The organism is Bacillus sp. DX3.1 (genome assembly GCF_030292155.1).
Taxonomy (GTDB): Bacteria; Bacillota; Bacilli; order Bacillales; family Bacillaceae_G; genus Bacillus_A.
In genome coordinates this window covers 2,288,634-2,303,328 of sequence record NZ_CP128153.1, presented here as the reverse complement: position 1 = coordinate 2,303,328, position 14,695 = coordinate 2,288,634, and the positions used below count along the sequence as shown (strand labels likewise).

General features: G+C 37.1%; 17 protein-coding genes and 2 pseudogenes. 2 read left to right on the top strand and 17 right to left on the bottom strand.

Going from position 1 to position 14,695, the window contains the following annotated elements; all coding sequences use genetic code 11:
* Positions 1-59: 59 nt before the first annotated feature.
* The 4 genes from QRE67_RS11275 to QRE67_RS11260 all read right to left on the bottom strand — a co-directional run bounded on the left by QRE67_RS11275 (position 60) and on the right by QRE67_RS11260 (position 2,127).
* A complete protein-coding gene (locus tag QRE67_RS11275) occupies positions 60-818 on the bottom strand; it encodes a sporulation protein (RefSeq protein WP_286124925.1) in 759 nt (252 codons plus the stop codon).
* Positions 800-1,627 carry a serine/threonine protein kinase gene (locus tag QRE67_RS11270; RefSeq protein WP_286124924.1) on the bottom strand — a complete coding sequence of 276 codons (828 nt, stop codon included), beginning with the start codon at positions 1,625-1,627 and terminating at the stop codon, positions 800-802. Before QRE67_RS11270 ends, QRE67_RS11275 begins: the two co-directional genes overlap by 19 nt.
* The gene (locus QRE67_RS11265; protein ID WP_286124923.1) at positions 1,627-1,818 is read right to left on the bottom strand and encodes a hypothetical protein; all 192 of its coding nucleotides are present in this window, start codon (positions 1,816-1,818) and stop codon (positions 1,627-1,629) included. The genes QRE67_RS11270 and QRE67_RS11265 overlap by 1 nt, the downstream gene beginning before the upstream one ends.
* Positions 1,819-1,947: 129 nt before the next feature.
* Positions 1,948-2,127: a YozD family protein gene (locus tag QRE67_RS11260; protein WP_286124922.1), complete on the bottom strand. Its 180-nt coding sequence runs from the start codon at positions 2,125-2,127 to the stop codon at positions 1,948-1,950.
* A gap of 158 nt (positions 2,128-2,285) precedes the next feature.
* Between QRE67_RS11260 and QRE67_RS11255 the strand changes: the two genes are divergently transcribed.
* A complete protein-coding gene (locus tag QRE67_RS11255) occupies positions 2,286-2,441 on the top strand; it encodes a DUF3930 family protein (protein ID WP_286124921.1) in 156 nt (51 codons plus the stop codon).
* On the opposite strand, the gene yodN is transcribed toward QRE67_RS11255, so the two are convergent.
* The 13 genes and pseudogenes from yodN to QRE67_RS11190 form a co-directional block, all read right to left on the bottom strand.
* Complete coding sequence (yodN, locus tag QRE67_RS11250; protein ID WP_286124920.1) at positions 2,442-3,104, bottom strand: germination protein YodN; 663 nt, start codon at positions 3,102-3,104, stop codon at positions 2,442-2,444. It lies immediately after the preceding gene.
* A gap of 209 nt (positions 3,105-3,313) precedes the next feature.
* Positions 3,314-3,529, bottom strand: coding sequence for a YozE family protein (locus tag QRE67_RS11245; RefSeq protein WP_286124919.1), 216 nt, complete (start codon positions 3,527-3,529; stop codon positions 3,314-3,316).
* A 72-nt stretch (positions 3,530-3,601) separates the two neighbouring features.
* The gene (locus QRE67_RS11240) at positions 3,602-3,874 is read right to left on the bottom strand and encodes a YokU family protein (protein WP_286124918.1); all 273 of its coding nucleotides are present in this window, start codon (positions 3,872-3,874) and stop codon (positions 3,602-3,604) included.
* Positions 3,871-5,289: a lysine 2,3-aminomutase gene (gene kamA, locus QRE67_RS11235; protein WP_286124917.1), complete on the bottom strand. Its 1,419-nt coding sequence runs from the start codon at positions 5,287-5,289 to the stop codon at positions 3,871-3,873. Before kamA ends, QRE67_RS11240 begins: the two co-directional genes overlap by 4 nt.
* Before the next feature lie 209 nt (positions 5,290-5,498).
* Positions 5,499-6,884 carry a sigma-54 interaction domain-containing protein gene (locus QRE67_RS11230; protein WP_286124916.1) on the bottom strand — a complete coding sequence of 462 codons (1,386 nt, stop codon included), beginning with the start codon at positions 6,882-6,884 and terminating at the stop codon, positions 5,499-5,501.
* 295 nt (positions 6,885-7,179) lie between these two features.
* Positions 7,180-8,040 carry a putative beta-lysine N-acetyltransferase gene (gene ablB / locus QRE67_RS11225; RefSeq protein ID WP_286124915.1) on the bottom strand — a complete coding sequence of 287 codons (861 nt, stop codon included), beginning with the start codon at positions 8,038-8,040 and terminating at the stop codon, positions 7,180-7,182.
* A complete protein-coding gene (locus QRE67_RS11220; protein ID WP_286124914.1) occupies positions 8,037-9,305 on the bottom strand; it encodes a peptidase in 1,269 nt (422 codons plus the stop codon). The genes ablB and QRE67_RS11220 overlap by 4 nt, the downstream gene beginning before the upstream one ends.
* A gap of 15 nt (positions 9,306-9,320) precedes the next feature.
* On the bottom strand, positions 9,321-9,983 hold the full coding sequence (locus tag QRE67_RS11215) for a CoA transferase subunit B (RefSeq protein WP_286124913.1): 663 nt from the start codon (positions 9,981-9,983) through the stop codon (positions 9,321-9,323).
* Positions 9,968-10,666: a 3-oxoacid CoA-transferase subunit A gene (locus QRE67_RS11210; protein ID WP_286124912.1), complete on the bottom strand. Its 699-nt coding sequence runs from the start codon at positions 10,664-10,666 to the stop codon at positions 9,968-9,970. Before QRE67_RS11210 ends, QRE67_RS11215 begins: the two co-directional genes overlap by 16 nt.
* Positions 10,663-11,973: an aspartate aminotransferase family protein gene (locus QRE67_RS11205; RefSeq protein ID WP_286124911.1), complete on the bottom strand. Its 1,311-nt coding sequence runs from the start codon at positions 11,971-11,973 to the stop codon at positions 10,663-10,665. The genes QRE67_RS11210 and QRE67_RS11205 overlap by 4 nt, the downstream gene beginning before the upstream one ends.
* A gap of 358 nt (positions 11,974-12,331) precedes the next feature.
* A pseudogene (locus QRE67_RS11200) lies at positions 12,332-12,688 on the bottom strand (FAD-dependent oxidoreductase); the annotation flags it as partial.
* 98 nt (positions 12,689-12,786) lie between these two features.
* The gene (locus QRE67_RS11195) at positions 12,787-12,930 is read right to left on the bottom strand and encodes a YjcZ family sporulation protein (RefSeq protein WP_286125256.1); all 144 of its coding nucleotides are present in this window, start codon (positions 12,928-12,930) and stop codon (positions 12,787-12,789) included.
* A 473-nt stretch (positions 12,931-13,403) separates the two neighbouring features.
* Positions 13,404-13,617: pseudogene (locus QRE67_RS11190) on the bottom strand (adenine deaminase C-terminal domain-containing protein); the annotation flags it as partial.
* Positions 13,618-13,940: 323 nt separating this feature from the next.
* On the opposite strand from QRE67_RS11190, the gene QRE67_RS11185 reads away from it, so the two are divergent.
* The gene (locus tag QRE67_RS11185) at positions 13,941-14,690 is read left to right on the top strand and encodes a DUF4397 domain-containing protein (protein ID WP_286124909.1); all 750 of its coding nucleotides are present in this window, start codon (positions 13,941-13,943) and stop codon (positions 14,688-14,690) included.
* The last annotated feature ends 5 nt before the right edge of the window (positions 14,691-14,695 follow it).

The following is a 14,695-nucleotide window of genomic DNA, read 5'->3' as shown; positions in this document are numbered from 1 at the left end:
TATACAAAAAATGGAGCGGGTGTTTTAGTTTCCCTCTCCATTTCTTTTTTATGCATCATTTATCGAGAAATATAATTGTTAATTTTTTGCTGCATTGCTGGAATGTCTTCACGTGTTACCGTAAAGCGGATTAATTTTTCATCCATATCAAGTGCCTCAGCAAATAACCCAGCTAGCCCGTGTGCTTTTCTATCTACTTCCATAACAATATCCAATCGATCATAAGCACGTGGTAAAATCAATAATTCCAACTCATCCAATTTACCATAATACTGTCCGGAAACTGGGATAAACTCAAATTCTTGCGCAAATGGGATATTGGTACGTAAACGACGTGGTAATTCTTCACACTCTGCTTTGCGGAGTCTAAATCCTAATTGTTTTACTCCATCTAGCACACTGTTTAATAATGCGTTTGGTAATACTTGAATATAATCTCGATCACTTGGATCAATGCTTCGTTTAATATCAAGCCCTGTATGAATCCAGACGGTTTTCATGCCAAATGTGAGCGGTGCTTCAATTGGCATCGGGAATAAAAATGGGATTTCCAACTTTTCATTCGGCTGGACTGTAACTGGCTCCGTTAAACGCACTCGTTCTAAGTCATATGTTGCACTTGTTTTTTTATCGTCTACTTCTCGGATATACGTTGTCGATAATGTTAAGTAAATGCTTTCAATTTGCTGTGCAACTGATCCGCCCGTAATATGAACGATGCCTGCTATTTCTTCTCCAACTAAATACTCTTCTTTTTCAAGTACAGTATCAACTTTTGCATTTCCAATTCCTACGCTTGCTAAAAACTTTTGAAACATGGATCCCCCACCTTTTCTTTTTCTAGTACTTGACGAACGTCTTTCATAACATCTTGTACATTCTCATAATATGGCTGCTTCATCTGTAACATTCGCAAAATCACTTCGCAGCTATATTCCTCTAACTGTAACTCTTCATACCATGGCTTTTCTTCTATTTCAGCAGAATCATAACCAGAATACAATAAAAAGAGAACGAAGTGACCAAGTGCATAAAAATCACTGCGATAATGAATTTCTCGCATATGTGCTTGTTCACCTTCATAGAACGAGGCTCGTTCATCTTTTTCACCCATAGGCCTTGCTAAACCAAAATCAATAATAAAGATACGATCATCCTGCATTAATATGTTCGGAATACGTAAGTCCCGATGGATGATGCCTTTACTATGAAAATAGGCAACAAGCTCAAGTACTTTATATAAAATATGAAAGACCTCTCGTTCTTCATACACATGTCCATCTATGAAAATAAAATCTTCAAAATTCTTTCCTGGCATATGTTCCATCACAAAAAACGGCTGTTTCTTCCAGATAAATTGATCATATAGGCTCGGTATTTCCCTATGTTCTAGCTGCTTTAAAATCATTTGTTCATACGCAAATGATTTCCTTCCTGATGAATACCGTTGTTTGCTTTGCCTTAATTGTTTCAAGACTTTTTTCTCTTGCAGTTGCAAGTCGTTAACGATGTATGTAAACCCATAGCTGCCCATACCAATTACTGATTCAATTTTATAGCGCTGTGCGACTATTGTTTCTAAGCGCAGCGGTCTATCAAACCAAGCAAGGATATCTCGCCATTTCATCAACTACTTGAAAAGAAGCTACGACTTTTACGTTTACGTTTATAGTGCTGATGGCCATAACCATGCGGGGAGCGATCCCTTTTATAGTCGCTGCTTGAATAAGAGCGATTTCTATGCCGATAATCACTGCTTGAATAGGAACGATGTCTACTTTTCTTTCCTAGTAAAGAATCAATAATTTTTTTGAACATTCCTTCACCTCTTGTTTGAAATTTTTTCTTTTATTATACCAACAATTTCCTTCTCTGTTTGTGACAAGTTTGTAAAGAGAGACAACCTTTTGGAGTGCAAAAAACGACGAGTCTATCCCGCCGTTACTTTCACTCTTCATCTTCGTCAAATACTTCATCAATCATACACTTTTCTAGTAAATATTCAAACGTAATATCAGCGAGATCCTCAATCTCTTCTCTCTTTGGTACATAACCTCTCGCAATCAGTTGCTCATAAAAAAACTCCGCAATTTCTTCCGTATCAATTACGACTTCTATTTCCTTCATGAGCATCACTCCTTTAATTCTGTTTTATGAAGGAATTTCAAAATTATGTATATGAGATTAGAAAAATATTTTTTCTTTTTCTTAAAAAACATGCTAGTCATATCGCCTAATACTTCAGCATACGATGTAGTACAAGCTATATAAAGGGGGAAATGGAAATGGAATATCATTATGAAACAGAGCAGAGAAAAGAAGAGTTCATGCATGAGGATAAATGGGCAGACTCTATCATTAAATGGCTTATTGTTTTTTTAACAATTATAGGCATACCGTACACAGCGTATATTTTCGTTCAATTTCTTCTCTCTTTCTAGCTATTTTTTCTTAGTTAATTTCACCAAATAATTATGGACAACATCCATCACAATTTTATATTCTTCATCTTGAAATGTTTCAAATAGTAATTGATAGTCGTTATAAATATCTAGTAACCCATCAATAATTTCTTGTCGATTTGTTTTTATGCTTACTTTTTTTGAATTGTTAATAGACTTTAATTTTCCTAAATCTAATTTATTCATCCCGGCTTTATCTTGTTTCAATTTCTTTAAAATTGTATTTGCTGTTTGAGCATTCGCAAGTAGTGTTAAATCTGATTCATCCGCCTCTAACCATTCACCATCTGTAATTCTCGATAACTCGTAAATTGTATCTTCCCATGCATCATTTTTATAACGCCATACTTCTGTACGAAAACCAACAATACGAAATACATCTTTTTCATACCCCGTAACTTGCACAAGATCACCAAATGTAAATTTATAACGCAGCTCAATCCATTCTGTTTCACCGTTTTTCATTTCTTGTTCTGTAACGTGTTGCAGCGTTTGTTCAACATAAAATCCATCGTGATTATTCACTTCATATACATAAACACCATCTAATATTTTCATATTTGTAATTTTACCTACAGTTCCATATAACGTAATCACGACTATATCTCCTACATTATATTTAGGTTGGTTTTTTCTCGACATATTCCTCTCTCCTTTTGAAGTCGTGATTTTAAGTATGTGACGCTAACAGTATATGCGGCCGATACGAAAACGCTTATCACATGTGCGCATAATCAAAATTTTTTTCCATAAAAAAAACACACCGAAATGGGTGTGTTTTTTGTCCGCATAAAGTGAAACTTTGATTAGTGGGGTATTACTGCCCGCGAATAGCGAGATAAATGCTTATATTATCTTTCTTGTATGTATAACTCCCATGCCTTATCAAAAATAGACATACTTGCCAGTAATCCACTTAATTCTAAATAAGAACTAATTGCATCATAATCCTCTGTTTGCTTTGGAAAACTTAAATCTTCATACATCGCTTCAGCTAAGTCGGATATTTCATTTTGTTTTAAAGAAGCACGATGCTTCATCATATAATGGTAAAATGACTTTTTCAAACATATTCCCTTCCTTTCTAACTTGGCTACATTATACAAGGGAGGAAAGAAAAAAACCAGCATAATTGCTGGTTAAAAGTCAAAATAATTTCGTTTTAATAGACGTGGGCGTTCCATTAACTCTTCATACGTAACTTGTTTTGGTAAGTCTTTCGTATAAATAAGAAACAATTGATCTTCAATTTCTTTTACAATATGATCTGGCTGATAGTCAATTCCACATACTGAACATGTAATGCAAGGCGTCTTTTGAATTTCAATTGCCTTTGTTCCATCTGGTAATTCCCAGTATACTGTATTTATACTTTCTTTCGCTTCTGCACTGTCACACCAGACACACTTCATACCGCGTCATCCTCAGGCTTTTTATCTTCTTCCAACTTCTTCATTTGCGATTGATATTTTTTATCTTTTAATTGATCACGTTTATCACGCTTATGTTTCAGTGAAGCATGTGTTTCATTTATTTCATAATCTTTCCGGCGGTTCATGCGCTGCAGGTCATCTGGAACAAGATTAAACTTCTTATCGCTCATTAATCCCGCTACACCAATGTCAGAACGCTTTTCTTCGTATGTTGGATAAATTTCCTTAAAGTAGCCTTCTGCTCTGCCTGGCACATAACTTTCTGGTTCTGGATACGTTGTGATAACGCCTTCAAAGTTACGAAGAACAACTTTATCCGCACTTTGCGAAATTAAATAGTTTGGCTGAAGCGCAATTTTCCCACCGCCGCCTGGTGCATCAACAACAAATGTTGGCACTGCATAACCAGACGTATGTCCGCGTAATCCTTCAATAATTTCAAGCCCTTTAGAAACTGGGGCACGGAAATGACCGATACCTTCAGATAAATCACATTGATAAATATAGTACGGACGAACACGAATTTTTACTAAATCGTGCATCAGTTTTTTCATAATTGGGACACTGTCATTAATACCAGCTAAAATAACCGCTTGGTTTCCAACTGGAACACCTGCATTTGCAAGCATTTCACAAGCTAGTTTTGATTCTTCTGTAATTTCAATTGAAGTGTTAAAGTGTGTATTTAACCACACTGGGTGATATTTTTTAATAATATTGCATAGGTTTTCTGTAATACGTTGTGGAAACACAACTGGGGCTCTCGTTCCGATGCGGATAATTTCCACATGCGGAATTGCTCGTAAATTCTTTAAAATATATTCTAAAATCTTATCATTAATTAGAAGACCATCACCACCAGAAATTAAAACATCACGAACCTGTGGTGTTTCACGAATATACGCAATTGCATCGTCTAATTGTTTTTTCGGCACGCCCATTCCAATTTGTCCACTAAAACGACGTCTTGTACAGTATCTACAATACATTGAACATTGGTTCGTTACTAAAAATAATACACGGTCAGGATAACGATGCGTTAAGCCAGGAACTGGTGAATCTTCATCTTCATGGAGCGGATCTTCTAAATCATATTTTGTTTTATATAATTCTTCCGAAATCGGTACAGATTGCATCCGAATCGGACAGCGCGGATCATCTGGATTCATAAGAGAAGCATAGTACGGTGTAATATTTAACGGAATCGTTTTCGTTGAAATTTTAACACCTTCTTCTTCTTCCGGTGTTAAATTGATAACTTTCTTCAAATCATCTAACGTTTTAATCGTATTCGTTAATTGCCAAACCCAATCATTCCATTGCTCATCAGTTACATTTTCCCATAACTCAATCTCTTTCCAATGACGACTTGGTTTATATACATCGTGTAACATTGCCATTCCCCCTTTTGTACGCTCATCCTTTATATAAGCAATAACTGTGCCAACTCTACTTTCCTAACACACTTAAACAAATCATATCCTATTATATATAGGGAAAATATTTTTCGTTTCTTGTAAACGCATTCTATAAAATGAAGCTCTCATTACTTTTTATATATGTAACCGCTCTTTTATTGGTGAAAACACACAAAAACCGCCAATTATTCGGCGGTTTTTCCATACTTATTCAATTTGTACTGTAGTGTCTGCCTTGGAATTCCAAGTAATTTGGCAGCTTGTAGGACATTTCCTTCTGTCTCATTCATCGCTCGATCAATGAATTCTTGTTCTGTTTGATGCAATGCTTCACGCAGCGGTATAATTGCTTTCTTTTTTGGAGCTGATACCTTTCGAAATGTACGTGGTAAACAAGCTACTGTTAACGAATTTCCTTCTGCAACAATCACAGCGTGTTCAATTGTATGTTTCAGTTCTCTTACATTGCCAGGCCAATGGTACTGCATGAGCCGTTCTTTTGTTTCACTATCTATATGCAGAACATGTTTTTTATATTCTTTATTATAACTCTTTAAAAAATAAGGGGCTAACAGTAATACATCTTCTTTCCGTTCACGAAGCGGTGGAATATATAACGAAAATACATTTAGCCGATAATATAAATCGGTTCGGATTTTATTTTCACGTAAACATATCTCTGGTGGTTGATTCATCGCAGTAATTACACGGACATCAACCTTTCGTGTCTTACTATCACCAATACGGCGAATCACCCCGTCTTCTAACGCGCGTAACATCTTTGCTTGCAGGTCAAGGGGCATCGAATTTAGTTCATCTAAAAATAATGTCCCACCATCTGCAAGCTCAAATAACCCTGCACGTTCAATCGCCCCTGTGTAACTGCCTTTTGTCGTACCAAATAACAAGCTCTCTAAAAGAGACTCTGGTAGCGCTGCACAATTTTGTGCAATAAACGGTTTATTTTTCCGCTTCGAAGCTTCATGAATCGCTTGTACAAATAGTTCTTTCCCTGTTCCCGTTTCCCCATATATCAATACATTTGCATCTGTAGGGGCTACTTTTTGCGCCAACTCTTTTGTTTGTAAAAAACGTGAATCATTCGTCACGATTGTATTAAACGCGACATGTTTTTTCGCCGCTTTCTTACTGGATGAACGCTTCATTTTTGATTGCAAATCAACGATTGTATCTGTTAATTTTTGAATCGTTGAATAATCTTTGGCGATTTCAACAGCTCCCGCAATTTTTCCTTCTATTAAAATAGGTAACGTCGTATTTACAGTACAAACATCTTCACCGTTTAAATTTTGATAACGTTGTACTTGATGTAAAATCGGCTTCTTTGTATCTAATACGTTCATAAGTGTACTTGTCTCTCTTGATAAAGAAGGGAATGCCTCTAATAAGTGCTTACCTAGTACATGTTCTATTTTTGATCCATCATGTTTTGCAGCAACTGTATTATAAAAAATTGTAATTCCATTCTCATCCACAGCATGAATGGCTTCATCAATACTGCCCAAAATCGCTTCAATGACTTCTTGTGTAGAAACTGCCAGCAATGTCATCCCCCCTCTTGCCAAAAATCCAGCAAATTACATGCCGGATTTTCGGCACCTCTGCATGCGATTGTAAGCATTTTCATACCAAACTCTCTTTTTCATAAAATAGAACCTTCTTTACAAACGGTATTACTATATAAATCCATTTTGATTTTTCGACATATAAGCCGCGGCTATGGATAACAAAAGGTGACCTGCACTCGTTTTCTCTCTTTGTTTTCACTTGGCATGGATCTGACCGCTTCTATGCATGGCCGGATGCTCTCTCCCACCTAAAAAGAAGGGTTTTATGTCGGGTTTTTTAATTTGTATTTATATATGAATTTGATAAATCTTTTACCCACACATTCATATCTTCTAACTTATCAAAAATATAACAATTATTTGCAAGTCTACCTGTATATGTATACCCAAGCTGATGAAAAGCCGCATTCATACCAAACGAAAGAGCACGAGCAATTGTGTAAGAACAAAAAATGGAGCGCTCTTGCAGCTCTTCTTCTAATTTAACGAGTAAACTTTTCATAAAACCATGTGTTCGGTATTCAGGAAGGGTTGCGCAATTTGTTAGTTCAGCATTTCCTTCTTTCACGTTCATCTCTGCAGAAGCAGTACTAATAATATGTCCTTCTGATTCATACACGTAATAAATCGTATCTTCTCGCATTGTTTTTACAATATAGTCTTTTTCATTTAACGGCGTTGGATAAATTTCAAACACTTTCCCAAATACACTCGCAAGCTCTTCTGCATCTTCCTCTGTCGCTTTTCTCAATACGAACCTCTCTGGAATATGTTTTTCTTTCACTTCTTTCGCTTTCACACCGCTAACGATGCTATCTTCATTCGCCCATTGTACACTGTTTCGTCGCTCGTCATTACGATATTTCACCATAAAATACGCATCATGACCTTGAAAATAATGAGGAATGGTTGCTTCTAATAAAAAACCAAAAGAGAGCCATGCCGAAACATGCTCCCCCTTTCCTTTTATAATACATTTGGTGAAAGAATGTTTCTCTGCTAATTCTTCTATTTTTTGTATAATACTTTGTACATTCCCAGTATAATGATCTACCCTGATACGCTTATTAAAATAATCTAAAGCCCCTTCTACTGTATATTGGTTCGTCTGTTCTACAAACTCTTCATAATATTTCATTTCTTCACCTCACACCAGTCTAGTAATGTACATGCAATAATTTTTGCTGCAGCAATCATTTTATCAACTTCAATGTACTCATTTGGATAATGAGCAACTTTCGTTTCTCCTGGTCCGAAAACAATTGTTGGTACGCCTATGATTTGTGTAAATAGGCCCCCGTCAGTTCCCCAAGGTGACGCTTCAACAATTGGTTTTCTTCCTTCAATTTCAACAAAATTATCTTGTAATGTTGAAATAAGCGCGTGGTTCTCATCCAATTCACCAGGTACCCACCTTGCTCCAAACCATTCCACTTCTACTGGATGTTCCTCAAACCATGGGTCTACTATCTTTAATTGTAGTACCCAATTTTCAAACTCTTCCTTTGCCGCCTCTATAGTCTCATTCGGCGCAACTCCGCATCTTCCTTCTAAAATTAATGAATCCGGAACAGAACTCGGCCAGCTGCCTCCTTCAATTCTCCCGATATTAATCGGAATTGGGATTGGAATTCCTTTATATAATGGATCTGTAATTCGAGCATTTCTCTTTTCTTCTAGCTTTCTTACATGATCAACGACAAACATACTTTTTTCAATTGCACTAACACCTTCATAACGTGTACCACCATGTGCTGCCTTTCCTTTTACATGCAAGCGAAACCACATAGAACCTTGTTGTTTCGGGAAAAATTTCATATTTGTCGGTTCTGGAATAATAACCCCATCCGCCTTATAACCTCGTAAAATCGCCGCAAGCGTTCCAGCACCGCCGCTTTCTTCTTCTATGACACTTTGAAAATGGACATCTCCTTTTAATAGAATGTCCAGTTCCACAATCGCTTCCATCGCCAGCATAAGCGCAACGTTGCCGCCCTTCATATCCGTTGTGCCCCGGCCGTATATACGATTCCCTACCTTTTTACCACTATATGGATGATGTTCCCACTGATTCACATCACCTTCTGGCACAACATCAATATGCCCGTTTAAAATCATCGATTTTCCATCGCCGCTCCCTTTTAACGTAGCAACAATATTCGGGCTATCCGAAAAATTGGTTCTTGGTGAAACAAAACAAGGATGATCTTTCATTTTCGTAAAAGATGGCTCCCAAATATCAAGATCTAAACCTAATTCACGTAGTTTTTCAATGACAATGGCTTGTGCACCACTTTCATCCCCAGATACACTCTTTTCTTGGATTAATCTCTTGAGTAGCTTCACACTTTCTACTTCATGACTTTCAATATAATCACATACTTGTTTTTTTAATTGTTCCATATTTTGCAACTCCTCTCAGTCAATTACTAGTAAAGAAGAACTTACACGGAAAGATGCCTCCGTATGTTGTTTTACATCTTCTACTGTATAAGGACTCATTAACTCTTGAAGTACTAAACCTTCAGGTGTTACTTCCATTACAGCCATATCTGTAATAATGACATCCACACATTTTTTTGATGTTAAAGGCAGTGTACATTCTGAAACAATTTTTGCATTTCCATATTTATCAACGTGATTCATTACAACGACAACACGCTTTGCTTTTTGCGCTAAGTCCATTGCCCCGCCGATACCAGGAACTCGTTTTCCAGGAACAATCCAGTTCGCTAAGTCACCATGTTCGCTCACTTGCAAAGAACCAAGTATCGTTAAGTCCAGTAAACCTTTCCGAATGATCCCAAACGCTGTACAGCTATCAAAATAGCTTGCTCCTGTAATAAGAGACGTCGGTAATCCCGCCGCATTACATAAGTTTTCATCTTCACTTCCTTTATTCGGTGTTGGTCCCATACCAACGATGCCATTTTCCGCATGAAACATAACATGCATATCCTCTGGTAAGTGATTCGGAACAAGGGATGGAATACCAATCCCTAGATTGACAATCATCCCATTTTGAATTTCTTTTGCGGCCCGTTTCGCAATCTTATCTCGTACTTCTACTCCCATACCCATTTCCAATTCACTCCTTCCGATGGCACGATATAATCTACAAAAACTCCTGGGACAACAATTTCTTCTGGATCTAAACTTCCAAGCGGTACAATTTCTTCTGCTTCAACAATCGTGATGTCTCCAGCCATGGCAATATGAGGATTCATATTACGAGCACTTTTATCAAACACAAGATTTCCAAACGGATCTGCCTTTTTTGCATACACAATTGCCACTTCTGCTGTTAAAGCTGTCTCTACTAAAAATGTTTTCCCGTTCATTTCAACTGTTTGTTTTCCTTCTTCCACAATGGTATCAACCCCGACATCAACAAGTATTCCACCTAAACCAACTCCACCAGCACGAATCCGTTCTGCTAACGTGCCTTGCGGAGAAAACTCAATATGTAATCTCCCCTCGTTTAACTGTCTTCCTGCATTCGGATTTGAACCGATATGTGATGTAATAAGTGATTTCACTCGTTCATTTGTTACAAGACGCCCAATCCCTACGTCCGGAAAACCTGTATCATTTCCAATTAAGTGTAAACCACTAATCTCTTTTTCTACAATTGCCTGTATCAATGATGGCGGAGATCCAATGCCACCAAATCCACCAAACATTAACGTCATATCATCATGAAAATACGACATAATTTCTTCTACTGCTTTTAATTTACCGAATGTATTTGTAACAGTTTTCATGCGATACTATGCCCCCCTTTTTGCATCATCTCTTCTACACTTTTCGTAAAAATAGAAAGTAATTCATCTAACTCCGAATATGTAGTTGTCAGCGGAGGTGCGACAAGTAGTGCACTATCCTCTTTCCCCGCTTGACCTGATACGGCTTGATATAAAAGAAGCCCATTTTTTGCCGCAACCGAAATGAGTTCAGACGCTTTTGTAAACGATTGCAATTCTACTCCAATCAGGAATCCTTTTCCCCGCACATCGGCAATAATTGTCGATTGTTGTTGAACTTTTTGTAATCCTTTTATTAAATACTCCCCTTTTTCTGCCGTTTTCTCTGGTAAATGATGCTTCTCCATATATTCAATAACCGCTAGAGCTGTTGCGGCAGACAGTGGATTCGCACTTAGTGTATGCCCACTCATCACAGACCGAGATCCACGTAAAATCGGCTCCATCACACGGTCACTTACAACAGTCGCAGCCATCGGAGTATAGCCAGCGCCTAGACCTTTGCCAAGCGTCATCATATCAGGCTCCACCCCCCAGTGATCCATCGCAAACCAAGAACCAGTGCGCCCTAGACCTGTCATTACTTCATCCGCAATAAATAGAATATCGTAATGACTGCATATATCTTTAATGACTTTATAGTAATCTTTTGGCGGCACAATCGCTCCGCCAGCTGCTCCAATAATTGGCTCTGCAATAAAAGCTGCAATATGTTCGGCACCAATTCGTTCAATTGCCCGTTCTAATTCTGTCGCACAAGAAAGCTGACATGTCGGATATACTTTTTGCACAGGACAACGGAAACAATACGGAGCTGGAACAGTTGGATAATCTTCTAAAATTGAAACAAATCGTTGCCGGCGAAGTGGATGCCCAGACATTGATAAAGCCCCCATCGTAATGCCATGATAACTCATCCAGCGCGATAAAATTTTGTGTTTCCCTTGAATACCACGCTCTTGAAAATGTTGAATTGCAATTTTCATAGCCGTTTCATTCGCTTCTGTACCACTATTCACGAAAAAACTCCAGTTCAAATCTCCTGTAGTTAAATCACTCAACTTCTTTGCCAAATTCTCAGCTGGCTCACTCGTAAACTGTGAACGATAGACAAAGGCAATCTCCTCCGCCTGCCTTTTGATCACATCTGCAATCTCCGTTACACCATGGCCAATACCTGCCGTAATCGCGCCAGACGAACCATCAAAATATTTATTTCCATTTTGGTCATATAAATACACACCTTTTCCATGTGAAATCATCGGATACGGCTGACCAACAAGTGGCTTAATTAAGTAATCACGCATAGCGCTCCCTCATTTCTCCAATTTGTATATATATATGAAGAAAATTGACGTTTCTTTCATAAAAAAGAATTCTCTGCAGATACAGTGAATCTATGAAAAAACTATTATAAAATATACAAATAAGTGCTAAAAACCATTTTTTTTAAAATTTAGAAATAAAAACTTAAACTGAATCTCCTCTTCTTTCAAGCAATTCTCCTCTCCATCATAAATGAACTCCAAACAAAAAAAGACGATTCTTTTTCCTAACATAATATCAGCCTCTCTAAATTGCTGATAGTGAGTAAACTTCGACGAAACTCCCGTCAATTTCCTTCCTATTTATCCACTTTATCCGTCATATTTTTAAACAAAATTAGACAAATCCTGACGGGTTACTACAGAATGTACGTACTCGCGTTCCAACAGATGTGTTGAATACGAATTTCCCTTCATAGAGATGCTTATTGATTTCTTCCATAACAACGTTTGAAATTTCCGAGCGAACACCGATATCAACTTGGTTTGTGCTCATTTTTAGACGGCGCTTTTTCATGATTTTTGTTAACCACGTAGAACCGTCACGTTCTGGTACAATGACTACTTTTTTCGCAGATAAAATTGTTCCATCCTTTAAAACAATTCCTTTTACGACATGTTCATTCTCTACTTTTTCAGTTACGATGTCGTCAACCTCTGCTTTAAATTTCATATCGATTTTCTCTTTTAAATGTTCGGAATTAGTCTTTATTTAAATCTTTTTTTTACCCTCTAAAAAAGAAAGAACCGATTAACCATAATTAACCAGTTCAGCATGACGCTCTTTTTCAATTATTAACCCACCCAGCAAGCTCCAATAATAATTAGCAAAATAAACAATACGACTATTAACGCAAATCCAGATCCAAAACCACAACCCCCGCCGTAGCCACCATACCCGTAACCACAACTACTACCAGGATATCCGTAATCCCACATGGTTTGTTCCACTCCCTACATCTCTTGAAATTGGTTTACATTTATAAAATATGTAGGACAACTATCACTTTGTATGTGTGTTTGCCTAGAAATAAAAAAATCCTTAGCTATACTAGAGATTTTGAAAAAGCGGAACTGGAATATGTGTGAAATTCGTAACATCAAATAAGCCATTTGTTGTCATTTTGATATTCGGAATAACTGGTAAAGATAAAGTGAAACTTTAATCAGTGGGAGTTTTCTTCATCTCCCACTGATTATTAGTTGAACCAATCGGGCTTTTACGGGCAGTTATCCCCCACCTATCTTCTTTGTTTCTCTCTGAATTTTGAGGTGGGGGTCTTACTGCCCGTTAATGCGGGATAAAAAAGATAATGTTAAAAACGGATTAAATGTAGTATTCGAACTAATACTTTGTAAACCTATATTGATTTTTGTTATTTGTTTATAAAATAATTACGAACATTGTTCTGATATTAACCCTGCAATCTTCAGTGATATTTCTGCAAGCACTTCACCATTATTGATTATTACCATGCCGCCCTGTACCCTTTGAATCGTTTCAATTGCAGTTAACATGTCCTCATCATTTGTTTCGACAACGATTAAATGATGTGAATCGTGCACTACCGTTGTTACGATGGCGCCAGTCTGAAAACCAAAGCCCTTTACAATCCCAACTCCAATTATATAAATCCATTTTGATTTTTCAACATATAAGCCGCGGCTATGGATAACAAAAGGTGACCTGCACTCGTTTTCTCTCTTTGTTTTCACTATGTCTGGGCAGGAAAAGGATCTGACCACTTCTATGCATGAACGGATGCTCTCTCCCACCTAAAAAGAAGAGTTTTATGTCGGCTTTTTAATTTGTATTTATATGTTATACGAGATGTTTTTAGATTAATTTTTTAATATTTTAACGGTTTACTTTTGGAAAAGTAAGTTTTTTTGCATAACCCCTTTTCACATATGCATATAGTTGTAGTGATGGGAAAGGAGGAATTTATTTGTCTCAGTCTGAAATTGAAAAATATGGACAAGAAGCTGCCATGTACGAACAGCTTGCACACTATTATAAATATACAAATCCGAAAAAATATATGGAATTATATATCAAGCATCACGATGCAATGACGAAGCTTACACATACTTATGAAAAACGTATCTCACAAGAAGCGACGCAGCCATCCTACGTGAGAATTTTTCACGCATCTCCTCATACACGACCTGTTGATATTTTAATTAATGGACAAAAAGTAGTGAAAAATATTTCGTTTAAACAATATAGTCCCTACTTATCTTTAACGCAAGGACAATATCGTGTTGACATCATACCTGTTGATAGTGAAACACCGATCTTTTCAGCACTTGTTCCCATGATGGGAAATCATTCTTATACACTTGCGGCGATTGGTAATGATACACAAATGCAATTGTTACCGATTCTTGATAACACTCCTCTACAATCAGGTCAAGCCAAGATAAGATTTGTACACCTGTCACCCGATACACCAGCTGTTTCTGTTTCATTAAAGAATGGCGATCATTTATTTGAAAATGTCCCATTTAAAAAAACTACAGATTACTTACAAGTAAGTCCTGGAACAGCTGATATTGATATTTCACTAGCTGATACCCAAAAGGTACTTGTAACCATTCCAAGTCTAAAAGTTGAACCAAATACAATTTATATAATTACAGTAATCGGCTATTCTAATCAATCACCAAAATTAGAAGCTTTAGTTCTGACAAACTAAAGAAA